Origin of the sequence: Seongchinamella sediminis (assembly GCF_003457605.1) — a bacterium.
Taxonomy (GTDB): domain Bacteria; phylum Pseudomonadota; class Gammaproteobacteria; order Pseudomonadales; family Halieaceae; genus Halioglobus; species Halioglobus sediminis.
The window spans coordinates 161,595-184,753 of record NZ_QRAN01000004.1 but is presented as its reverse complement, the minus strand read 5'-3'; the positions used below and the strand labels follow the sequence as shown (position 1 = coordinate 184,753).

Genomic DNA, 23,159 nt, shown 5'->3' with positions numbered 1-23,159 from the left:
ATCTGCCAGGCACTAGAAATTGCGCTGCCAGTAACCCACGTCCAGCCACTGCCCCTGCTTGAAACCCACCTGCGGAAACTCGGCCACCTTGCGCATGCCCATTTTTTCGTGGAGGGCAACGCTGGCCGGATTGGGCAGGGTAATGCCCCCGATCACCGCGTGTACGCCCAGCTCCTTCAGTTCGTCGAACAGCGCCGAGTACAACTGCGTGCCCCAGCCCCTGCCGCCTGCGGCCGGTGCCAGGTAGACAGTGCTCTCCACCGAAAACCGGTAGGCGCTGCGCTCCCGCCAGCGCGTGGCGTAGGCGTAGCCGCAAATGGCACCGCCCTCCTCTGCTACCAGCCAGGGATAGCCCAGTTCGGCAACGCGCTGCATGCGCTCCCGCATTGCCCCGCTATCCAGTTCCTGTTCCTCGAAGGTGGCCAGCGAGTGACGAATGTAGTGGTTGTAGATTGCCGCCAGCTGCTCACTGTCGGACGGTTGCGCCGCACGAATCATCAGCGGATTCTCCTCACTGCCCGGGCGAACTCGCCGAGCTGCCCGTCTGCCGCGGTATTGTCTGCGTAAGCCAGCTGGTCGTAACGCCGCGTCACATCGGCGATCTGTTCCGCCAGCCGGGGCAGCTTCTGCTGCGCGCGCCGGGCGTAATCCTGTGGCGTTTCCCCGGCCTCCCTGGCCACGCCCATTTTTCCCAGCCGCTGGCAGAAGCCGAGATAGAGCTTGTCCAGCCGGCTCAGAGCATGGGTCCTGCGCCGCAGCAGCAACAGCGCCGCCACCGGTACCAGCACCAGCGCCCAGCTCCCCAACAACACCAGGGCGAACTTGCGGGCGCTGAAATCGCCGAAGAACCCTTTCAGCAGGTCGAACTGCTTGTCGGCGTCAAAGCCCACCACCCAGGCCTGCCAGCTGTAGGTCAGGGCGTCATAGCGCAGGCGGATTTTATTGATCAGGTCAATTTTACGGTAGCGCAGGGGCGACAGGGGCGAGTCGGCCAGAAAGGTCCCCTCCTCCGCCAGGGCATCCTCCAGCCCCAGCTCGATGCGCTCGGGGGCCACGGCGGCGGTGGGGTCGACCCGCACCCAACCCTGGCCCTGCAGCCACACTTCGGCCCAGGCATGGGCGTCGAACTGGTGCACGATCACCGTACCGTTAACCGGGTTGACCTCGCCGCCCTGGTAGCCCGCTACAACCCGGGCCGGTATGCCCGCGGCCCGCATCATGATGACAAAGGCCGACGCATAGTGCTCGCAGAAACCGCGGCGGGTATCGAACAGGAAGGCATCCATGCGGTCGCTCTGGGGCAGCAGCGGTGGCTGCAGGGTGTAAACGAACGGCTCACGGGTAAACAGGTCGAGGGCGCGCTGCACGACTTCCTCGGGTCCGGTGGACTCGGCGGCAAACTGGGCCGCCAGCTGGCGGGTTCTGGGGTTGGCAGCGGCCGGCAGTTCCAGCTCGACTCGGCGGCGCCAGGCGGACAGTTCGGGCTCCAGTACCGCGTTCGGCCAGGACCGCACCTGGTAGAGATAGTCATCCTCGATCACCACCGGCCGGAATATCCGGTAATCCGCCGAGTGCATGACACCGGAACTGCTGGAGCGCGCATAGCGCAAACCATAGAGCCAGCGCTGCTGGGTGGGCTGCATGATAATCGAGTAGCGCAGGGGTTCCCCCACCGGCTCCGGCTGGTTTTGCCGGCGTTCCGAGGCCGGTGCCTCATAAAAATTGAGCGCACTCCAGGTACCCTGGCGCAGCCGGCTCATGACCAGGCCGCGCCAGTAGAGTTGTGCTTGCGGCGGCACCTCGCCATCGAACGCCACCCGGAAAGCCACCTCGCCGGAGCGGCTGAGGCGGGACACATCCCCCGGGCTCATGAACTCACTCATGCCGGTTTTCGCCTGCTGGCTCTTGATGGGCACCGTCCACAGGGGCCCGATGCGGGGGAACAGGAAAAACAGCACCAGCATCAGCGGCGCCGCCTGCAACACCATGACCCCGGCCTGGCGCATGGGACGCAGGTTGAAACTGTTGTCCCCGGGCCGGTGCAGGGCCACCAGGGCAGTAGTGACAATAATCACGTTGAGCAGGCACAGCAGAACGATGAGCAGGTCCTGGCTGAACAGGAACTCAGTGAGCACCACGAAATAGCCCAGGAACAGCAGCACGTAGGCGTCCTTGCGCTCCGCCAGCTCCAGCAGTTTGAGGGCGAATGCCGTCAGCAGCAGGGCCACCGTCGGCTCCAGTCCCACCAGGCTGCGAAAACTGAACAGGATACCGGCAAAGCCGGCGAAGATAAGGCCCAGCTTTACCGGCCAGCGGGGAAAGGACCAGCGCCCCCGGTACACCATGATCCGCCAGACCGCCGCGAACAGGTACACGGCAAGCACCCAGGGCGGAATGCGCTCGATATGCGGCAGCACCAGGGTGAACATGCTGAGAATGGCCCAGCCCAGGGCATTGCGCGGTATCTGTTCCTGCGCTTTCACGAACCGCCCTCCAGACCGTAGAGCGCCAGCGCCCGCAATACCTGCTCCCGATGGCGCTCACCGCAATCCGGGGCAATGGCCAGCCCCGGCAGGCGCAGGCCGTACTCGTCGCCGGCCCGGTCGAATTCCAGCGCCCAGAAGCAGAGGTGGGACAGGCGCTGCTCGATGCCCAGGCCGGGAAACATCTCCCAGTCCAGCCACACGCTGCGATCGGCGTACGCGGCATACTGCTTGACTTGTACCGACTGGCCCCGCGCCAGCCCTTTCCAGTAGATGTGGCGCAGCGAGTCGCCCTGGCGGTAATCGCGGAAGCCGTAAAAGTCATCGCTGCCTTCTACGGCGACCGCGGCACCGTCGGGGCTCTCCGCCGCCAGGCCCGGCAGTTCCGGGGACGGCAGGGGGCGGGGATAAACCAGGGCGTGCAAGTCGAGGTCTATCCAGCTCCAGCAGCGCAGCAGGCCCAGCGGGTAGCTGGACTGCAGCAGCAGGCGCCCGGGGCTGTGCCAGCCCCGCTGCTTGCCTGCCGGCGCATGCAACTGTACCCGCAGCTGGTCTTCAGCCACCAGGCTGACGGTGCGCGCGTTGCTGCCCGGCCATTTCAGGTAGAGGCCGATGTGCTCCTTCTGCCGGCTGCGCTCCAGTTGCAGCTCGAACTCGGTCAGCTGGCCGGGAAAGGCGGGTTTGGCATGCACGGCCCGGACCGTCAGGCCCGAGAGATTGGCATAGGTGTGCAAGACCGCAACGATGAACAGGGTGGTGAGCAGGAAGGTCAGGCCGTAGCTGAGATTGCTCTGGAAATTGATCGCCGCCAGCAACATCACTAGCAGGCAGACGGCGAAAAACAGCCCTACCCGGTTGGGGAAGATAAAGATCCGGCGCTGGTTGAGGGTGACCACCCGCGCCGGCGGAATCCGTTTGTTGATCCAGACGCGAAACCGACCGCGCAGGCCGGAAAGCAATTGCCTACCGCCGTCTGTTGCCGCCGCTGCACGCATGGGCCGCTCCGTCAGGGACGGATGACATCCACGTTGCGCTGCAGCAGGGTGACCAGCGCGGCGCTGTCGCCGGAGTAATCACCGCTGGGCGTGAGCCGGTGCCCGGCCACCGCCGGCAGCACCAACTGCAGGTCTTCCGGTACCACGTGACCGCGGCTGTGCATCACCGCCCAGGTGCGGGCGCAATCCAGCAGCGCCAGCCCCCCGCGCGGCGAGAGCCCGACCTCGAATTCCGGGCTGTTGCGGGTATAGGCCACCAGTCGCTGCAGGTAGTCCAGCAGGTTGTCCGAGGCGTGAACCTGGCCTACCGCATCGCGGATTGCGGCCAGCTGTTCATCGCTGATGACCCGGGGCAGTGGCACCCGTTCGGTGCTGTTGTGCCGTTGCCGCTGGAACATTTCCCGCTCCGCCTGGGGATGGGGATAACCCAGTTCCAGGCGCATGAGGAAGCGGTCCAGTTGCGACTCCGGCAGCGGGTAGGTGCCCGACTGGTGCACCGGATTCTGGGTGGCGATGACAAAAAACGGTTCGGGCAGAGGCCGGGTTTCGCCTTCTACGGTCACCTGGCCCTCGGCCATCGCCTCCAGCAGGGCGCTCTGGGTGCGCGGGGTGGTGCGATTGATCTCATCGGCCAGCAGCAGTTGGGTAAAAATGGGACCGGGATGGAAACTGAAGCTGGCATCGTTGTGGTCGTAAACCGACACCCCGAGTATGTCCGCCGGCAGCAGGTCGCTGGTGAACTGCACCCGCTTCCAGGACAGGCCCAGCACATCGGCCAGGGCGTGGGAGAGCGTGGTTTTGCCCATCCCCGGCAGGTCTTCTATCAGCAGGTGACCGCGCGCAAACAGGCAGCACAGCGCCAGGCGAATCTGCGGCTCCTTGCCCAGCAGCACCGTGCCCACCTCGGCCACGGCCGCATCGATAACATCCTGTAAGTGCATCTGCTTGCCCCGGTTTGGTAAGGGTTTCGACTCAGGCGAGTGCGGCAAATCCCCGCTGCAGGTCGGCCTTGAGATCGTCCACGTGCTCCAGTCCCACCGAGACTCGAATCAGGTTGCGGCCAATACCTGCCTGCTCGCGCTGTGCATCGCTGAGCCGGCCGTGGGTGGTCGTCGCCGGATGGACAATGGTGGTCTTGGTGTCGCCGAGATTGGCCGTCAGCGACATGATGCGGGTGCCGTCGATAAGCTGCCAGGCCTGTTGCTGGCCGCCCCTTACCTCGAACGACAGCACCCCGCCGAAGGCACTTTGCTGGCGCTTCGCCAGCGCGTGTCCGGGGTGCGATTCCAGCCCCGCGTAGTACACCCGCGCCACCGCCGGCTGCTCCACCAGCCAGCGCGCCAGCTCCAGCGCAGAGTGGCTGTGGGCCTCCATCCGCAGGCGCAGGGTTTCCAGGCCTTTGAGGAAAACCCAGGCGTTGAAGGCGCTCATGGTGGGGCCGCAGGTGCGCAGGAAGGTTGCCACCTCGGTCATGTGCGCAGCACTGCCGACCACCGCGCCGCCGACACAGCGACCCTGGCCGTCGAGGTACTTGGTGGCGGAATGGACAACGATGTCGGCGCCGAGCGCCAGCGGGCGCTGCAGCGCCGGTGTGCAGAAGCAGTTGTCGACCACCAGCAGGCAATCGTGAGCCCGGGCCAGCGCTGAAAATGCGCCGAGGTCCGCTACCTCACACAGTGGGTTGCTGGGGGTCTCCATAAACAGCATCGCGGTCTGCGGATTTATCGCCCGCTCCCAGGCGTCGAGGTCCAGCAGGGGCACAAAGCTGACATCGACTCCAAACCTTGCCAGGTACTTGCCAAACAGGTTGGTGGTGGTACCGAATACGTCTCGGGAACAGACCACGTGGTCGCCGGCCTTGAGCAGGGCCATGGCCGTGGCCAGTATGGCCGCCATGCCGGAAGAGGTCCCCAGCGCCGCCTCGCCGCCCTCCAGGGCGGCTATGCGCTGCTCAAAGGTCCGCACCGTGGGATTGGTATAGCGCGAGTAGACATTGCCGTCCTGCTCGCCACTAAAGCGCGCTGCGGCTTCGGCAGCGCTGTTGAACACGTAACTGGAGGTCGCAAAGATGGGTTCGGAATGCTCCCCTTCCGCGGTGCGGGCTATACCGGCCCGAATCGCCAGGGTATCAAAGTCCGCCCCATCCAGACCGTCATCGAATAAGTCAGTCATCGTCTGTCAGGCGTTGTTGTGGATACCAACAACCGCTCCCTCCTCCTGTGCCGCCAGGCGCTTGCTGGCCTGGGCCTCATCGTTGCGCTGGGCATCGATGCGATCCAGGTATTGCTGGTCGACATCCCCGGTAATGTATTCGCCGCTGAAGACCGAGCAGTCAAACTGTTCGATATCCGGGTTGCCTTCGCCGGAACAGAGAACCAGGTCTTCCAGGTCCTGGTAGACCAGCCAGTCAGCACCGATTAGCTCACACACTTCTTCCACGCTGCGGCCATGGGCGATCAGTTCGGAGGCGGACGGCATGTCAATGCCGTAGACGTTGGGATAGCGCACCGGGGGCGCCGCCGAAGCGAAGAACACATTGGCGGCGCCGGCATCACGGGCCATGTCGATAATCTGCCGGCAGGTGGTACCGCGCACAATCGAATCATCCACCAGCATCACGTTCTTGCCTTCAAATTCCAGCGGTACCGGGTTCAGTTTCTGGCGCACGGACTTCTTGCGCTGGCTCTGGCCGGGCATGATGAAGGTGCGGCCGATATAGCGGTTCTTCATAAAGCCTTCGCGAAACTTGATTCCCAGCTCGTAGGCCATGGACTGGCCGGCGATACGGCTGGTATCGGGAATCGGGATCACCACGTCGATATGCAGGTCCGGGCGCTCGCGCCGCACCTTCTTGGCCAGCGCCTCGCCCTGGCGCATGCGGGTCTTGTACACCGAGATGCCGTCCATCATCGAGTCCGGGCGGGCAAAATAGACGTGCTCGAATATACAGGGCTTGAGGCTGGCGTTCTGCGCGCACTGGCGGCGGTGCAGTTGCCCGTCCATATCAATAAACACCGCCTCGCCGGGGGCAACATCACCCAGCAGGGTGAATCCCAGCACATCCAGGGCGACACTTTCGGAGGCAATCATGTGCGCCTTCCTGCCGCTGGCGTCGACCCGCTCGCCCACCACCAGTGGGCGAATACCCAGCGGGTCGCGGAAACCGACCACGCCGTAATCGACGATCAGGCTCACCGCGGCATAGCCGCCGACACAGCGCTTGTGCACGGCGCTGACGGCATGAAAAATCTCATCAGGGCCCGGGCTTAACTTGCCCAGCGTCTGCAGCTCGTGGGCGAACACATTGAGCAGTACCTCGGAATCGGAATCGGTATTGAGATGGCGCAGGTCGTCCTGGAACAGCTCCCGGGTCAACTGCTCAGTATTGGTGAGATTGCCGTTATGGGCCAGGGCAATGCCGTAGGGGGAATTGACATAAAACGGCTGGGCCAGTGCCGGACCGGAGCTGCCGGCCGTCGGGTAGCGCACGTGGCCGATGCCGACCTTACCCTCCAGCCGTTGCATGTGTTGCTGGCGGAACACGTCGCGCACCAGGCCCTCACTCTTGCGCAGGCTGAAACGCCCCCTGTCACAGGTCATGATGCCCGCCGCATCCTGTCCCCGGTGCTGCAGCACGGTTAACGCGTCGTATATATCGGGGGCCACGTTGTTGCCCGCCACCAGTCCTACCAGGCCACACATCCTGCTATCACCTCTTGCTTCAGGTCGAAATCCGCTCACCGGGGACAGTATTGGCAAACACCGCCTGCACCCAGTCAGCGAGCATTGTTAAATGGGGCATCAACACGGACTGATGCAGCCATTGCTGGTTCTGCGCGGGGATCAGCTGTTTGATCACGTAGGCAGCAACCAGGATCAGTATTACCCCCCGGGCGAAACCGAAAATTGTACCCAGCACCCGGTCGAGAAAACTCAGGCCGGCGGCCCTGACCAGGCTGGTGGCGACCTTTACCACCAGCGTGAACACCACCAGCGTCGACACAAACAGGATGGCATAGGCTGCAACATATCGCCCGGTAACGTTGGCGATCAGCGATGACAGTTGCAGCGCCAGCTGGTCGACGAACAGGTGGGCCACGATAAACGCCGCTACCCAGGCCAGCAGTGACAGGGCCTCGCGAACGAAACCCCGCCACAGACTCAGCAATGTCGACACACTGAGGACGACAATAATCACCCAGTCGGCGGCGGTCAGCTGCGCGATATCTATCACCGGGCACCTTTACTGGAGCGCATTCTAGCAAAGCATTGGCGGCCCTGGAAAAGGCATTGTGCCGCCATCAGGGATAATACCGCGTGATCAGGCTACTGACCCCGAATTCGCGATCGATCGGGCCCTGGATCCGCTCCAGGCGGGCTTTTTCCGCCTTGGGCCCCACATAAACCCGGTACAGGGTCTTGCCGTTGCTCCTGATCTTCTTCACATAGGCCTTGTGGCCCATATCCAGCAGCTCCCGGCGCAAGCGGTCGGCGTTGTCGGCGCTGCTGACGCTGGCCACTCGCAATATCCAGCTAATGGGAATGCCCTCGGCGTCCAGGGCTGGCTTTACCGGTGCCTCACTGCGGGTTTTCTGCGCTGCCGGTAGCGGCGCTGGCTCCGGTTCAGGTGCGGTTTCTGCCGCGGCCGGAGGCGCCTCGCCGGCCTGCGCCGACGGTGTTTCCGGCGCCAGGGTGAGCCGTTCTGTGTCCTCCGGCTCGGGCTCCCTGGCGATGTCTCGCGAGGGGCGCAATCCGGCGATGTCCGGCGCCGCCACCGGCGTCGCCTGGACCTGGGGCCGGGGCGGGATCCGGGCTTCGGTGGCACCGCCCTGCTCCCCCGGCTCGACAAAGATAATCGGCCAGAACACGACGCCCAGCGCTACCAGGATCAACGCTCCGACCAGGCGTTGTTTTAAAACTTCATTCATCGGCCCCGATCTTCCTTCGGTCCTTGTCCAACTGCGGCATCACGGCGGCAACGGTGAAAAAAGAACCAAACACGACCAGCAGGTCGTCCCGGTCCAGCAGCGATTGCGCGCGGCGAAACGCCTGGCGCAGGTTGGCGCTGACACTGATCATACCCTGCCCCCGCGCGCGCAAAAATTCCGCAATTTGTGCCGCCGGCATGGCCCGCGGATTAGCCGCCTGATCCCCGAGGAACCAGGCGTCAAAGCAACCGACACAGGCATCCAGCATCTCCGCCACCGGCTTGTCCTTCATGGCGGAAAATAAAGCAATAACCTTTCCATTACAAGGACTTGCGGCAATATTTTCCAGCAGCTTGTGAACAGCAGCCGGATTGTGCGCCACGTCCAGCAGGTAGTGCTTGCCGGCAATTTGCAGGCGCTGCAGGCGGCCCGGACGAATACTGTCTGCTGCCGCCTGCTGCAGTTGCTGCTGACTGAACTCAACACCCAGCAGGGCCACCGCCTGGGCGGCGGCACACACATTCTGCGGCAGCAGTGAGGGTGTTTGCATGCCCGCCAGGGGGACAGCCCCGGGGGCGCCGCTGATGCTTCCGCGCCAGTTATCACCCGCCCCACTGCAGCTAAACTCCGCGCCGAGACTGTATACCGGGCTGGCGCCGATGGCCTGCGCCTGCTCAGCCAGTTCAGGCGGCGGGTCCGGGTCGGCGATCACCACCGGCCGCCCCGGGCGCATGATTCCCGCCTTTTCCCGCGCAATAGCGCCACGGGTATCACCCAGCCACTCCTGGTGGTCCAGTGCGATACTGCTGATCACCGCCACATCGGCATCTACCATATTGGCGGAGTCCAGCCTGCCGCCCAGGCCCACCTCCAGCAGGATAAAGTCGACTTCGCGGGCCCTGAACACGGCCAGTGCCGCCAGGTTGGCGAATTCAAAATAAGTCAGAGAGGTTTCGCCACGGGCAGCCTCGATAGCCTCGAAAGCGGTGACAATCTCCTCGTCACCTGCCTCCTCGCCAGAGACCCGGATACGTTCGTTAAAGCGCAGGAAGTGCGGTGATGTAAAAGCGCCGACCCGGTAGCCGCAGCCGCTGAGCAGTGCCTCCATGACCGCAACGGTGGTTCCCTTGCCATTGGTTCCGGCCACCGTGACCACCGGAACAGCGGGTTGTTTCAATGCCAGCAGGTCGGCGACGCGGGCGACGCGCTCCACCCCCAGGTCCATTTCGCTGGGGTGCAGGGTCTCGAGGTACTGTAACCACTGCGCCAGTGACTGCTTATTCATCCCCTTCCGGTTTGCGCTCAGCCTCAAGCTGTTCTTCGGGCTCCGGTTCAAGCAGTTCGAAGGTAGGCTCTGGATCCACCGCGAGATCGGCGTCAATCTCGACATTGCCCAGCTTGGACAGCAGGCGGCCGAGAGTATCGCGCATCTCGGTACGGTGCACAATCATGTCTATAGCGCCGTGCTCAAGCAGGAATTCGCTGCGCTGGAAGCCCTTGGGCAGCTTCTGGCGTATGGTCTGTTCGATGATGTTGGGGCCGGCAAAACCCGCCCGGGCGTCGGGCTCGGCGACATTGATATCACCGAGCAGCGCCAGCGAGGCGGACACACCGCCGTAAATGGGGTCGGTCATCACCGAGATATAGGGCACACCGGCCAGCTTCAGGCGCTCCAGCACGGCGCTGGTCTTGGCCATTTGCATCAGCGAAATGAGCGCTTCCTGCATGCGCGCGCCACCGGAGGCGGCAAAACAGACCAGTGGCATGCGCTTTTCCAGGGCAAGCTGTGCCGCGCGGGTAAACTTCTCCCCCACCGCGTAGCCCATGGAGCCGCCGTGAAAATTGAATTCAAAAGCCACTGCTACCACCGGCATACCCTTGAGGGTACCCTGCATGGCGATGAGCGCGTCTTTCTCACCGGTGGACTTCTGCGCGGCTGCCAGGCGGTCACGATAGCGTTTCTTGTCCTTGAACTTGAGCCGGTCAACCGGCTCCACATCGGTGAGGATCTCTTCGCGCCCCTCTTCATCGAGGAAAATATCGAGGCGCCGGCGGGCTCCAATGCGCATGTGGTGATCACACTTGGGACAGACGTCGTTGTTGCGCTCCAGATCGGGCCGATACAGCACCGCATCGCACTTGACGCACTTTTTCCACAGGCCTTCCGGCACGCTCGAGCGCTTCTTACCCTCGCCCTTGCTCACCCCGGAAGGGAGAATCTTGTCAATCCAACTCATGGTTTCCCCCACACAATGCAGGCCCCATTATAAACGCCTGCAGGGCTCACTAGGAAGCGGCGCTATCGACTCCCCGGCGGATTTGTGCCAGCAGTTCAACGGCTGCAGACTGGGCCTGCTGCAAATCGCCACCCGCTTCCAGTTGCCGGGCCATGGCGTTGATCAGGGCGCTGCCCACCACCACGCCGTCGGCGACGCCGGCCACCGCCGCTGCCGACTCGGCGTCCTTGATGCCAAAACCGACGGCCAGCGGCAACCCGGTCTCCCGCCGAATGCGCGCCAGGTGGCTGGCGACATCGTCGATATCGAGATGGCCGGCACCGGTAACCCCCTTCAGCGACACATAGTACACGAATCCGCTGGCCTGGCTGACGATGCGGCTAATCCGCTCGTCCGGGGTTGTCGGGGCCACCAGGAAAATATTGTCCATGCCCACGCGGTGCAACTCGGCATTGACCTGGCTGACCTCCTCCGGCGGGATATCCACGGTTAACAGCGCGTCCACTCCCGCCGCCGCGGCGGCATCGGCGAACCTGGCATAGCCCATATGCTCTACCGGGTTGGCGTAGCCCATTAACAATACCGGCGTGGTGCTGTCTTGCTCCCGAAAGCTGCGCACCACGTCCAGCGCATCGCGCAGGCTTATCTTGTGGGCCAGCGCGCGCTCATGGGCAAGCTGGATGACCGGCCCCTCGGACATGGGGTCCGAAAATGGCACCCCCAGTTCAATGATGTCGGCGCCATTTTCCACCAGGGCGTGCATCAGCGGCACCGTGACCTCGGGGGCCGGATCGCCCACCACTATGTATGGAATCAGCGCCTTGCGGCCCTCGCTGGCCAGCTGCTGGAAACGCCCCGCTATACGACTCACTCTGTGCTCCCTAAAACTGGATGCCGTCTATTTCGGCAACCGTATGTATGTCCTTGTCTCCGCGACCAGACAGGTTGATCACGATACACTGCTCTGGACTCATCCCGGCAGCCAGCTTTTCTGCATAGGCCAGGGCGTGGCTGCTCTCCAGTGCCGGCATGATGCCCTCAACCCGGGTCAGGGTATGGAAAGCCCGCAGCGCCTCGTCGTCGTCCGCCACCACATATTTCACCCGGCCAATGTCTTTCAGCCAGCTGTGTTCCGGCCCCACGCCGGGATAATCCAGACCCGCTGACACCGAATGGGTGTGCATGATCTGGCCGTCCTCATCCTGCATCAGGTAGGTCCGGTTGCCGTGCAGCACACCCGGCGTACCGGCGGTCAGCGGTGCCGCGTGCTGTGCCGTGGCGACGCCATAGCCCCCGGCCTCAACACCGTACATGGCAACGCCCTCGTCCTCCAGGAAGGGGTGAAACAGGCCGATGGCATTGGACCCCCCACCGACGCAAGCCACCAGTGCATCCGGGAGTCGACCGGTCTGGTCCAGGGACTGCGCCCGGGCCTCACGGCCGATCACGCACTGGAAATCGCGGACCAGCATCGGGTAGGGGTGGGGTCCGGCGACGGTGCCGATGATGTAAAAGGTGTCGTCGACATTGGTTACCCAGTCCCGCATGGCCTCGTTCATGGCGTCCTTGAGGGTGCGCGACCCGGAGGTTACCGGAATCACCTCGGCGCCGAGCAGCTTCATCCGGTACACGTTAAGCGCCTGCCGGCGCACGTCTTCCTCGCCCATGAACACCTGGCACTCCAGGCCCAGGCGGGCGGCAATGGTGGCGGTCGCCACACCGTGCTGGCCGGCGCCGGTTTCGGCGATGACCCTTTTCTTGCCCATGTACTTGGCCAGCAATGCCTGGCCAACGGTATTGTTCACTTTATGGGCGCCAGTGTGATTGAGGTCTTCCCGCTTGAGAAACAGGCGGGCGCCACCCACCTGTGCCGACCAGCGCTTGGCTTCGTACAGGGGTGATGGCCTGCCCACATACTGGGCCAGGTCGGCATCCAGCTCACGCTGGAATGCCTCGTCGCCCTTGAGCCTGTTATACAGGGTTTCCAGCTCGTCGAGGGCGCTCATCAGCGTCTCGGCGACAAACCTGCCCCCGTAAATGCCAAACCGCCCTTCCGCATCCGGTACCGAGGCAAATTGCCCGGTCTTCACTTCACTATTCATCTAGTCTTCCAGTCGTTGCCGATCCGCGGCGCGCACCGCCGCGACAAAGCGTTTAATTTTTTCACTGTCTTTAATGCCGGGAGTGGACTCCACCCCGCCACTCACATCCACAGCCCAGGGTTTGACCCGGGTGATAGCGTCACCGACATTTTCCGGCGTCAGGCCACCGGCAAGCACCAGCGGCAGTGACTGCTCCTGGACTGCCAGTCGCCAGTCGAAAGTTTTGCCCGTACCACCGGGCACGCCCTCCTGCCAGGCGTCCAGCAGAATACCGCTACCGCCGGCATAGGCCCTGCTTGCGGTTGCCACATCCGTGTCGCTACGCACTCGCAGCGCCTTGATCCAGGGGCGCTCGAAGGAGGCGCAAAACGCGGCGTCTTCATCGCCGTGGAACTGGATCAATCCTACCGGCAGGCGGGAGACCACGTCTGCCACGGTATCCGCCTCGGCGTTAACGAACAACGACACAAGAGTGACAAAGGGCGGCACGACTGCGGCAATGTCTGCGGCCTGCATCGCCGTCACCGCCCGGGCACTGTTGGCGTAGAACACCAGGCCGAGGGCGTCGGCACCGGCATCGATTGCAGCCAGGGCGTCTTCCGGCCTTGTTATACCGCAAATTTTGATACGTGTGGGAGCCAACTTCAGACCTGGTGACAGCGCAAAATCAAGCGCGCAATCATAGCAGACGCTCAGGCGCCTGTCTTTACGGAGCACCCGCCATCGGCGCCAGTAAAAGCGGCCCATAGGGGGTAGCTGGCAGGCCGAACCGGGCCGGGTACAACACGTCCACGAGGTACAGGCCGTCGGGGGGCGCGGTGTCCGCCGCCAGCGCCCTGTCACCCCCGGCCAGCAGCTCGGCTATCCAGGTCTCGGGCTGGCGGCCACTGCCCACTGCCAACAGTGAACCGACAATATTGCGCACCATGTGATGGAGGAAGGCGTTGGCCTGTATGTCCACTACCAGCAGGTCGCCGCGGCGCGTCACCGACACCGCCTCCACATTGCGCATGGGTGTGCTCGACTGGCAGGCGGCGGCACGAAAAGCGGAAAAGTCCTGTTCACCCAGCAAGCTGCGGGCGCTGCGATGCATCAGGCCAGCGTCCAGTGGGTAACGGTACCAGCTTACCTGGCCGCCGAGCATGGCCGGGCGCACCGGGGTATTGGCGATCAGGTAGCGGTAACGCCGGGACACCGCTGAGAAGCGGGCGTGAAAATCATCCGCCACCGCGGTTGCCCAGTGCAGCCTGACATCGGCCGCCATGCTGGCGTTGGAGCCCAGCACCCAGGCTTTGGGGGCTCGCGCTACCGGCGCATCGAAGTGCACGATCTGGCAGTGGCCGTGCACGCCGGTGTCCGTGCGACCGGCACAGTGCACCCGCACCGGCGCGTTGGCCACTGTCGACAGCGCCGCTTCGACTTCCTGTTGAACGGTAATGACATCGAGATGGGGCTGGCTTTGCCAGCCGTTGTAACGCGCGCCGTTGTACTCTACGCGGCAGGCGATGCGGCTGCCCGCAGGGAGCGGGTCAGCGCTCAACCGGGGAAACGAATCAGCCAATACGCTCCAGCAGTGCTCCCGCTTCGGCCTTCTGCTCCTCTGAGCCTTCGGCGACGACTTCTTCGAGAATCTGGCGGGCACCGTCCTCGTCGCCCATATCCAGATAGGCGCGTGCAAGGTCGAGCTTGGTCGACATGCCATTGGCCTCGGCAGCGATGACCAGGTCTTCATCGTCGCCGGCTTCCGGCAGACTGGTTTCACCAAAGTCCGCCGACAGATCCAGGTCGTCCTCCAGGTCGCCGTCGTCGCGGAGGCTGTCCTCGATTTCAAGGCCCGCAAAGTCTGTCTCCAGGGCGCTGTCGACCTCATCGGCAAGTCCCGCCGGCGGCTCGGAGAAGGATTCCCCGCCGCTGAGCAGTTCCCGGCCGCGCGCCACGCTGGCACTGTCGCCCAGCGCCTCCAGCTCGCGCAGCTGCGCCTCGGCCGCGGCGCGATCACCGATTTGCAGCTCGGTTTCCAGCAGTTTGAGGCGGTAAGCGCCGTTGCCTGGCTCGGCATTGATAGCGTTCTGCAGCAGATCCCGCGCCTGCGGGTAACGACCGTAGGCAATGTAGATATCCGCCTCTGCCAGCGCGTCGCCGGTTTCCACATCTGAGGCGTACTCGTCGTGCTTGCGCTCGCCGTAGCCGCGGTTGTCGCGGACTGGCTCGAGTTCTTCCTCGGGCTCGGCTACGACTGGCTCTTGTTCGGCTTCCGGTTCCGCCACGGCGACCGGCTCCGCCTTGAGTTTGACATCGGCAAAGGCGTCGTCAGTGGCAGTACTGCCGCTGTCATCCTCCTTGCCGCGGCGCACGAACACAACACCGAGGATCACCAGCAGCAACGCGCCCAGGCCATAAAGCAGGTAGCTCATCATCCCGCCTTCCTGGGCGGGAGCAGGGGCCGGGGCGGGCCTGGCCGCGGGTTCAGGCGCCGGCTCGGGCTCGGGCTCGACCATACCGGTAAGCTGCTCGCTGGCCTCGCCGGGGGCTCCGGCATCAGCGGAATCCGCGGTATTATCGCCGGCCCCAGGGTCAGCACCCGGCTGCTCAGCGCCTTCCATGGGCGCCAGTTCAGCCTCGTCGACGCTGCCGCCGGATTCTTCCAGGGCCGCCTGCAGGGCCGCGATCTGGTCATCTTTCAGGTTGACGATGCGCTGCAGCGTGTCCACCTGCTGCTGCATCGAAGCCAGCTCTTCCGCCATGGCGGCCTGTTCCAGCCCGGCTTTTTCCCGTTCCTCGGCAGCGGCAGCACCGCCAGCGGTGTAACCACCAGCATCAGCGGCGCCTGTCACACTCTCCTCGACCGGGTCGGCGGAGATGCGCAGTTTGGGGCCGGTCTCAATCGGCTTGCTTGCCCGCCCGGCCTGCCAGTCCTCGTTCTGCTGTTTGACTTCTGCCAGTGCCGCGGCGAGATCCTGGGAACTGATATCGTCTTCACCGGGCAGGTAGACGATATAGCCGGCCTTTATGCGGTTGATATTGCCATCGATAAACGCATCCGGGTTCATTCGCTGGATATCCAGCATGGTCTGGTGGACGGATGCGCCGACGGGTTTGGCCGCCGATGCGATCTCCCACAGGGTATCGTCCCGGTGAATCATGTAGCGGGCGCCTGAACGCGGGCTACCCGATGTTCCAGCGCTGAAATCGCGATCCGGCATTTCGCCGGGCGCGAGCTGGGATTTTTTGGTGTCTACCCGGGTGCCGCTAGTCGCCGCCGGGTCCCGGGCTTTTTTTTCGCCATCATCTGGCAGCGGAGTCCCCTCCACTTCCGCTACGCGCTGGGTGGCGGATGCCACCGGCGACGAGCTATCGAATAGCGGCGGGTCGACCAGCACCGTGTACTCACGGAGCAGGCGGCCACTGGGCCAGCGGGCTTCAACGATGAAGTCAAGATAGGGTTCCAGCACCGGGTCGTCGGAGCTGATGGAAATCGTGCCGCGTCCCTGAGCATCCACAGCAACGTCGAACTTGATACTGGTCAGGAAGTAGGCGCGCTCGACGCCCATGCGTTCGAAATCCTCGCGGGTGGCAAGGCGGATACGTATCTCGTCAGCGTGCAGGCCGTCTGTGTTGAGCAGGTCTACCTGCGCCCTCAGCGGCTCATTGAGAAACGAATCAAGCTTCAGCTCGCCCAGGCCGAGGGCAAATGAGGAGCTGGCATGAATACACCCCATAGAAAATACAACAGCAGCTAACTTACGAGCCATACTCCGACGCCCTTATTATTTTTCCCGAAAAACACCAAGCCGGCCTCCCCTGGCGCGACTTCCGAACTGATTACCGCCTTATCGTGCGCTAAAAGTTCCAGCCCTGAAAGCACTTTCTTTACTTTTCTCAAGTATTTACAGGGTGCTTCCATGCACGGGCAATCTGCCTGATTGGCTGAAAAGTATCAGTGAATCAGGGGCATTAATCAAGGTAAGTTGCAATAAGGCTCTCGGCAATTTGCACACTATTGAGGGCGGCCCCCTTGCGCACATTATCGGCCACAATCCACATATCCAGGCCCCGCGGGTGGGATATGTCCTCGCGAATCCGGCCGACATATACCGGATCGGTACCCGCGCTCTCACTCACCGCGGTGGGATAGCCACCATCGGCGTGCTCATCCATGACTTCCACGCCGGGAGCCTGGAGCAGCAACTCCCGGGCCTGCTCCGCGGTGATCTTGTCCACGGTTTCGATATGGACCGCCTCGGAGTGGCCAAAAAATACCGGCACGCGCACACAGGTGGGATTCACCTGGATACTGTGGTCGCCAAAGATCTTCTGGGTTTCCCAGACCATCTTCATTTCCTCGCGGGTGTAGCCGTTATCCTGGAAGGTATCGATATGGGGCAGCGCATTGAAGGCGATCTGCTTCGGATAGACACTGCACTCGGCTTCCTGGCCATTGAGCAGGCGCGCGGTCTGCCCGGCCAACTCCTCGATCGCTTCCTTGCCGGTGCCGGACACCGCCTGGTAGGTGCAGACGTTGATGCGCTCGATACCCACGGCGTCGTATATGGGTTTCAGTGCCACCAGCATCTGGATGGTGGAGCAATTGGGGTTGGCGATGATACCGCGGGTGGTATAGCCGGCCAGGGCTTCGATATTGACCTCCGGCACCACCAGCGGGATATCCTCATCGCGGCGAAAGTGCGAGGTGTTGTCCACGACCACGCAGCCCGCTGCCGCAGCGATGGGTGCATACTTCTCGGAAATGCTGCCGCCGGCGGAAAACAGGCCGATCTGCGCCTTGCTGAAGTCGAATTCAGCCAGGTCGGTCACGGTAACAGAGCTGCCCTTGAACATGATGGTTTTGCCGGCGGAACGGCTGCTGGCCAGCGGGTAAAGATTGCCCACCGGAAAGTCCCGCTCCTCGAGAATGGCAATCATCGCCTCACCCACCGCACCGGTGGCACCGACTACCGCTACATCGTACAACTTGCTCATATCCTTACTCCTCTATATCTGTATTCGGTTCAGCTGGACTGCAGCGCCGCCAGTACCGCATCACCCATCTCCACGGTGCTCACCAGGGTAGCGCCCTCGCTTTGTATGTCCGGGGTCCGCAGCCCCCGGTCCAGCACGGCGCTTACCGCCTGCTCTATGGCCGCGGCGGCCCCGGGGCTGGCCAGGGTGTAGCGCAGCATCATCGCCACGGACAGAATGGTGGCCAGTGGGTTGGCCTTGCCCTGCCCTGCTATGTCCGGAGCGCTGCCGTGGCAGGGTTCATACATGCCGCGCCCGGCCTGGTCCAGCGAGGCGGAAGGCAGCATGCCGATGGAGCCGGTAAGCATGGCCGCGGCATCGGACAGGATGTCGCCAAACATATTGCCAGTCACCATCACATCGAACTGTTTGGGATTCCTGACCAACTGCATGGCCGCGTTGTCCACGTAGATGTGGCTCAGTTCGACGTCGGGATATTCCTTCGCCACCTCTTCCATCACCTCACGCCACAACACTGTGGCTTCCAGCACATTGGATTTGTCGACACTGCACACCCGGTTGTCGCGCTTGCGGGCCAGGCCGAATGCGAGATGGGCAATGCGGCGCACCTCCGATTCGCTGTATTTGTAAGTGTTGTAGCCCTCGCGTTCGCCATTCTCCAGGGTGCGTATGCCGCGGGGCTCGCCGAAGTAAATGCCGCCGGTCAATTCGCGCACGATTAACAGGTCCAGCCCCGCGACGATTTCCGGCTTGAGGCTGGAGGCGCCGGCCAGCTGCGGATAGAGAATGGCCGGCCGCAAATTGCCGAACAGCTGCAGCTCGGAGCGAATGCCCAGCAGGCCGCGCTCGGGCCGCAGGTGGCGCTCGACATTGTCCCACCTGGGGCCGCCCACGGCACCCAGCAGAATCGCGTCGACTTCGCGGGCACGGGCCAGGGTTTCGTCGGGCAGCGGCACCCCGCACTGATCCAGCGCCGCGCCGCCCAGCAGGCCGTATTCCAGGTCGATACCCAGCTCGAAGCGCTTGTCAACTTCTTCCAGCACCTTGAGGGCTTCGGCCATGATCTCGGGGCCGATATAGTCGCCGGGAAGCACCAGTACTTTTTTACTCATAATCTGTTCTCGCAGTGGCCGCGCCAGGGCGCGACCGGGGGATTCACTTGATAACGTCAAACAACCAGGGCGACTGCTGGCGCGCCTTCTGCTCATAGGCGCGGATCGCGTCGGCGCTCTGCAGGGTCAGGCCGATGTCATCCAGCCCTTCCAGCAGGCAGTGGCGGCGAAACTCATCCACCTCGAAGCGGATCGACTCACCGCCCGGTGTCAGCACAGTCTGGCTCTGCAGGTCTACCGTCAGCCGGTAGCCTTCGCTGGCGTACATTTCAGCGAACAGCCGTGACACAGTGCCGGCGTCCAGGGCAATGGGCAGGACACCGTTCTTGAAACAGTTGTTGTAGAAAATATCGGCAAAGCTGGGCGCTATCACGCAGCGAAAGCCGTAATCTTCCAGCGCCCACGGCGCATGTTCGCGGCTGGAACCGCAACCGAAATTTTCCCGGGCCAGCAAAATGGACGCACCCTGGTAGCGGGGAAAATTCAGCGGAAATTCCCCGTTAAGAGGCCGCTTGCTGCAGTCCTGTCCGGGCTGCCCCTCGTCGAGATAGCGCAGTTCATCGAACAGGTTGGGGCCGAAGCCGGACCGCTTGATCGACTTGAGAAACTGCTTGGGTATGATCAGGTCCGTGTCCACGTTGGCCCGATCCATCGGCGCGACAATACCGGTCTCTACCGTAAATGCTTTCATCACTTGTTCTCCTGCCACTCACGCACGTCGACAAAATGTCCTGCCACTGCCGCGGCGGCGGCCATCGCCGGACTGACCAGGTGAGTACGGCCGCCAAAGCCCTGGCGACCTTCAAAGTTACGGTTCGAGGTCGACGCGCAGTGTTCACCCTGGCCCAGCTTGTCGGCGTTCATCGCCAGGCACATGGAGCAGCCGGGTTCGCGCCACTCCATGCCCGCCGCGATAAACACCTGGTCCAGGCCTTCGGCTTCCGCCTGCTTCTTGACCTCGCCGGAGCCCGGCACCACCAGCACCTGCTTGACGCTGTCGGCCTTTTTCCTGCCCCTGACCACGGCGGCGGCCTCCCGCAGGTCCTCGATGCGGGAATTGGTACAGGAACCGATAAAGACCCGGTCCGGGCGGATAGCGGTGATCGCCGAGCCGGCCTCCAGGCCCATGTACTCCAGCGCCCGGCTAACCGCGGAACGGCGTGACTCATCCTCGATGGTGGCCGGATCCGGCAACTGGCCGTCTACCGGCAACACCATCTCCGGCGAAGTCCCCCAGGTCACCTGGGGTTTGATGTCCTCGCCCCGCAGTTCCACCACGGCGTCGAAATGGGCATCCTCGTCCGAGTGCAGGTCACGCCAGGCAGCCACCGCCTGCTCCCACAGCTCGCCTCTGGGGGCGTAGGTGCGGCCCTTGACGTACTCCAGCGTGGTGTCGTCAACGGCCACCATACCCATGCGGGCACCGGCTTCGATCGACATGTTGCAGACCGTCATCCGTCCTTCCATCGACATGTTGCGGATTACCTCACCACCGAATTCGATGGCGTAGCCGGTACCGCCGGCGGTCCCTATCTTGCCAATAACCGCCAACACCACATCCTTGGCAGTCACGCCAGGCTGCAGCTTGCCGTCTACCCGCACCAGCATGTTGCGCATCTTCTGCTGAATCAGCGTCTGGGTAGCCAGCACATGCTCCACTTCCGAGGTGCCGATACCGTGGGCCAGGGCGCCGAGCGCCCCGTGGGTGGAGGTGTGGGAATCACCACAGACCACCGTCATCCCCGGCAGCGTGGCACCCTGCTCGGGCCCGACCACATGCACAATGCCCTGGCGCACGTCGTTGATCTCGAACTCCACCAGTTCAAAGTCGGCGCAGTTCTCATCCAGGGTCTGCACCTGCAGGCGCGACACCGGGTCGGCGATGGCGGCCACGCCGCCCGCGCGCTCCACGGACTCTGTGGGTACGTTGTGATCCGGCACCGCCAGGTTGGCATCGCGGCGCCAGAGCTGGCGCCCTGCCAGGCGCAGACCTTCAAAAGCCTGTGGTGAGGTCACCTCGTGGAGCAACTGGCGATCGATATAGATCAGTGCGCTGCCATCCTCGCGCTGTTCAACCAGGTGGTTTTGCCACAGCTTGTCGTACAGGGTTTTACCGGCCATGGGACGCCTCATGCATGAATATTTCCGGAATTATGCGCTTGCATAAAGAATTACTCAAATTTATTATTTTTATCCATTGAATTCCAAATGGTAATACTTAGTGGACACGCATCAACTCAAGGCCTTTCTCCAGGTGGCGGAGACCGGCTCCTTTTCCCTGGCGGCGGAAAAGCTGCACCTGTCCCAACCAGCGGTCAGCAAACGGATAGCCCTGCTGGAAGAGCAGCTGGACAGCGAGCTGTTCGATCGCATCGGCCGGGTGATTACCCTGACCGAGGCGGGACGGGCGCTGCTGCCCCACGCCAAGGCAGTGCAGCAGGAGCTGGCGCAGGCTGAACAGTCAGTGCGCGACCTGGCCGGCGAGGTGGCGGGCCGCCTGCGGCTGGCCACCAGTCATCACATCGGCCTGCATCGCCTGCCGCCGGTGCTCTCACGCTTCAACCGCGCCTATCCCGAGGTCAACATCGACATCGACTTCATGGATTCGGAGCAGGCCTACGAGCTCATCATGCAGGGCAAGGCGGAGCTGGCGGTGGTAACCCTGGCGCCGGAGGAAGAGGCAAGCGTGGTTTCATTGCCGGTTTGGCAGGATCCACTGGATGTCATGATCGCCCGCGACCACGATGTGCTGCGGACCACGGGCCGTCCCAGCCTGGCGTCCCTGAGCCAGCACCCGGCCATCCTGCCGGGGATGAACACCTATACCGGGCAAATCATCAAGCGCCTGTTTGATGAGCACGCGCTGCAGCTGCAGGTCACGCTGGCGACCAACTACCTGGAAACCATTCGCATGATGGCCTCGGTGGGCCTGGGCTGGACAATATTACCGCGCAGTATGGGTGATGAATCCCTGGCCATTATCGACATTCCCGGGGTGAAAATTGAGCGAACCCTGGGCCTGGTTTACCACCGGGGCCGCAGTCTTTCCCGGGCGGCCCGCGCATTCATCGATGCGGTTCAGTCCGTGGGCGACTGATCCCCGTCACCGGCCAGCCCGCGCAACAGGCCGGGGTTGACCACGCCGTCCTGGGACATCCCCGGGTGGTCCGGGAAATAGAAGGTGGCATTAAACCGGGCCACCACGCCCCGGCTGCTGACGATGACCCCGCGGGAGAACCCGAACAGGCGCTTTAGCGACACGCCTTCGCAGCGGGCCTCCAGCCACTGCCCCTGGCGCCCGGCGGAGATAAAATCCATGCTCAGGTTGATGGTCGGCGCGCCGGCGATCACCCCCCGTGCCAGGTTGGCCCAGGAGGCGGCAGCGATGTCGGCCAGGGTCATCAGTGCCCCGCCGTGGCAGATACCCATTGAGTTGGCGTGCTGTGGCTGTACCACCAGGCCCAGGAGCAGTTCCTGGTCACGCAGGCGGCGATAGCAGGGCTTGAGGTTATCGGTAAAACCGAGCCCGTCGGGCAGCAACTCAAACCCCTCTGGTACCGCCTCGATGTGATCCTGTTCCATTGTCTGTCCTTAAAAAATACCCATGCCGAGTCCCGCCGCCAGCGCCTGTCCGGTATCGAAAGCTGCCGCCAGCTCCTCCTCCCCCGGTTCGCCACGAAAAATTTGCGGGGGATTGGCCACCTTGAAGGGAATGCCCTTGAATATGCGTTCCGCCTGCCTCACCGCACCGCGGCCATCGTTGCCCGCGCTCACCAGCAGCGCATAGGGCAATACCAGTTGCCGGTCTATTGCCGGATAGAAAACCCGGTCCAGGAACTCCTTGGCGCCACCGCTGAGACTACCGCTGTTCTCCGCCGCCACCAGCAGCAAACCACTGGCCTCAACCAGATCGGCAACCCCGGCGTCACAGGCCCGCAGCAGCCTGGCCTGTACCCCCGTTTCTGCGCTGGCGCCTGCCAATGCGGCCCGGGCCAGGGCGGCACTGGCGCCACTCTGGCTGTGATAGACGATCAGCAATGAGGTCATGTTAGAGGTCATGTTCAGAGGCTCCCCCGGTCGGGGGGAATTTGAACACAGCCGGGGCACGGATGCCACGTCGCGGCCGTCCACCCCGGCTTGCTGTGCAGCAGTGCGGCCCTGGCCGGGTCTCGCCTGCAGTCGCCCGAGCAGCCGCTCAAGCCAGCCGACCCTGAATAGTTATCCACAGGCCAGGCTGTGGATAACTATGGGGACAGTCGCCTGCCCGCCGCCTGCGTCAAGCCTGTTCCGCTCCATGCACCGTCATAGTGCATGGAGCGGCA

22 protein-coding genes are annotated in these 23,159 nt (G+C 63.3%); 1 reads left to right on the top strand and 21 read right to left on the bottom strand.

Annotation, left to right across the window (positions count from 1 at the left end):
* Positions 1-12: 12 nt before the first annotated feature.
* The 19 genes from DWB85_RS05460 to leuC all read right to left on the bottom strand — a co-directional run bounded on the left by DWB85_RS05460 (position 13) and on the right by leuC (position 20,958).
* On the bottom strand, positions 13-498 hold the full coding sequence (locus tag DWB85_RS05460) for an arsinothricin resistance N-acetyltransferase ArsN1 family B (protein WP_117953199.1): 486 nt from the start codon (positions 496-498) through the stop codon (positions 13-15).
* Positions 498-2,483: a transglutaminase TgpA family protein gene (locus DWB85_RS05455; RefSeq protein WP_117953198.1), complete on the bottom strand. Its 1,986-nt coding sequence runs from the start codon at positions 2,481-2,483 to the stop codon at positions 498-500. Before DWB85_RS05455 ends, DWB85_RS05460 begins: the two co-directional genes overlap by 1 nt.
* Positions 2,480-3,478: a DUF58 domain-containing protein gene (locus DWB85_RS05450; RefSeq protein ID WP_117953197.1), complete on the bottom strand. Its 999-nt coding sequence runs from the start codon at positions 3,476-3,478 to the stop codon at positions 2,480-2,482. The genes DWB85_RS05455 and DWB85_RS05450 overlap by 4 nt, the downstream gene beginning before the upstream one ends.
* Positions 3,479-3,489: 11 nt before the next feature.
* Positions 3,490-4,419: an AAA family ATPase gene (locus tag DWB85_RS05445; protein ID WP_117953196.1), complete on the bottom strand. Its 930-nt coding sequence runs from the start codon at positions 4,417-4,419 to the stop codon at positions 3,490-3,492.
* Positions 4,420-4,450: 31 nt separating this feature from the next.
* Entirely contained in the window at positions 4,451-5,650 is a 1,200-nt protein-coding gene (locus tag DWB85_RS05440; RefSeq protein WP_117953195.1) for an O-succinylhomoserine sulfhydrylase, read from the bottom strand.
* Between the two features lie 6 nt (positions 5,651-5,656).
* Complete coding sequence (gene purF / locus DWB85_RS05435) at positions 5,657-7,180, bottom strand: amidophosphoribosyltransferase (RefSeq protein WP_117953194.1); 1,524 nt, start codon at positions 7,178-7,180, stop codon at positions 5,657-5,659.
* 19 nt (positions 7,181-7,199) lie between these two features.
* Positions 7,200-7,712, bottom strand: a complete 513-nt coding sequence (locus DWB85_RS05430) for a CvpA family protein (protein ID WP_117953193.1) — start codon at positions 7,710-7,712, stop codon at positions 7,200-7,202.
* Positions 7,713-7,779: 67 nt separating this feature from the next.
* Positions 7,780-8,406, bottom strand: coding sequence for an SPOR domain-containing protein (locus tag DWB85_RS05425; RefSeq protein WP_117953192.1), 627 nt, complete (start codon positions 8,404-8,406; stop codon positions 7,780-7,782).
* On the bottom strand, positions 8,399-9,691 hold the full coding sequence (gene folC, locus DWB85_RS05420; RefSeq protein WP_162846018.1) for a bifunctional tetrahydrofolate synthase/dihydrofolate synthase: 1,293 nt from the start codon (positions 9,689-9,691) through the stop codon (positions 8,399-8,401). The genes DWB85_RS05425 and folC overlap by 8 nt, the downstream gene beginning before the upstream one ends.
* Positions 9,684-10,643, bottom strand: coding sequence for an acetyl-CoA carboxylase, carboxyltransferase subunit beta (gene accD / locus DWB85_RS05415; protein ID WP_117953190.1), 960 nt, complete (start codon positions 10,641-10,643; stop codon positions 9,684-9,686). Before accD ends, folC begins: the two co-directional genes overlap by 8 nt.
* Positions 10,644-10,692: 49 nt before the next feature.
* Positions 10,693-11,514 carry a tryptophan synthase subunit alpha gene (gene trpA / locus DWB85_RS05410; protein ID WP_117953189.1) on the bottom strand — a complete coding sequence of 274 codons (822 nt, stop codon included), beginning with the start codon at positions 11,512-11,514 and terminating at the stop codon, positions 10,693-10,695.
* 10 nt (positions 11,515-11,524) lie between these two features.
* Complete coding sequence (trpB, locus tag DWB85_RS05405) at positions 11,525-12,745, bottom strand: tryptophan synthase subunit beta (RefSeq protein WP_117953188.1); 1,221 nt, start codon at positions 12,743-12,745, stop codon at positions 11,525-11,527.
* Positions 12,746-13,387 (bottom strand): phosphoribosylanthranilate isomerase, encoded by a 642-nt coding sequence (locus DWB85_RS05400; RefSeq protein ID WP_117953292.1) that lies wholly within the window; start codon positions 13,385-13,387, stop codon positions 12,746-12,748.
* A 64-nt stretch (positions 13,388-13,451) separates the two neighbouring features.
* Positions 13,452-14,306: a tRNA pseudouridine(38-40) synthase TruA gene (gene truA, locus DWB85_RS05395; protein ID WP_239017227.1), complete on the bottom strand. Its 855-nt coding sequence runs from the start codon at positions 14,304-14,306 to the stop codon at positions 13,452-13,454.
* Positions 14,299-16,464: a type IV pilus assembly protein FimV gene (locus DWB85_RS05390; RefSeq protein WP_162846017.1), complete on the bottom strand. Its 2,166-nt coding sequence runs from the start codon at positions 16,462-16,464 to the stop codon at positions 14,299-14,301. Before DWB85_RS05390 ends, truA begins: the two co-directional genes overlap by 8 nt.
* 235 nt (positions 16,465-16,699) lie before the next feature.
* Positions 16,700-17,725, bottom strand: a complete 1,026-nt coding sequence (locus DWB85_RS05385) for an aspartate-semialdehyde dehydrogenase (RefSeq protein WP_117953185.1) — start codon at positions 17,723-17,725, stop codon at positions 16,700-16,702.
* A gap of 29 nt (positions 17,726-17,754) precedes the next feature.
* Entirely contained in the window at positions 17,755-18,837 is a 1,083-nt protein-coding gene (leuB, locus tag DWB85_RS05380; RefSeq protein ID WP_117953184.1) for a 3-isopropylmalate dehydrogenase, read from the bottom strand.
* Positions 18,838-18,880: 43 nt separating this feature from the next.
* A complete protein-coding gene (gene leuD, locus DWB85_RS05375) occupies positions 18,881-19,528 on the bottom strand; it encodes a 3-isopropylmalate dehydratase small subunit (RefSeq protein WP_117953183.1) in 648 nt (215 codons plus the stop codon).
* Positions 19,528-20,958 (bottom strand): 3-isopropylmalate dehydratase large subunit, encoded by a 1,431-nt coding sequence (gene leuC, locus DWB85_RS05370; RefSeq protein WP_117953182.1) that lies wholly within the window; start codon positions 20,956-20,958, stop codon positions 19,528-19,530. Before leuC ends, leuD begins: the two co-directional genes overlap by 1 nt.
* A gap of 100 nt (positions 20,959-21,058) precedes the next feature.
* Here leuC and DWB85_RS05365 point away from each other — a divergent pair, with 100 nt between their 5' ends.
* The gene (locus tag DWB85_RS05365; RefSeq protein ID WP_117953181.1) at positions 21,059-21,934 is read left to right on the top strand and encodes a LysR family transcriptional regulator; all 876 of its coding nucleotides are present in this window, start codon (positions 21,059-21,061) and stop codon (positions 21,932-21,934) included.
* Here the strand turns inward: DWB85_RS05365 and DWB85_RS05360 are convergent.
* Together DWB85_RS05360 and DWB85_RS05355 are read right to left on the bottom strand one after the other, a co-directional pair.
* Positions 21,916-22,419 (bottom strand): PaaI family thioesterase, encoded by a 504-nt coding sequence (locus DWB85_RS05360; RefSeq protein ID WP_117953180.1) that lies wholly within the window; start codon positions 22,417-22,419, stop codon positions 21,916-21,918. The two genes, DWB85_RS05365 and DWB85_RS05360, sit on opposite strands and share 19 nt — an antisense overlap.
* Positions 22,420-22,428: 9 nt before the next feature.
* Entirely contained in the window at positions 22,429-22,896 is a 468-nt protein-coding gene (locus tag DWB85_RS05355; RefSeq protein WP_239017226.1) for a flavodoxin family protein, read from the bottom strand.
* Positions 22,897-23,159 lie beyond the last annotated feature (263 nt).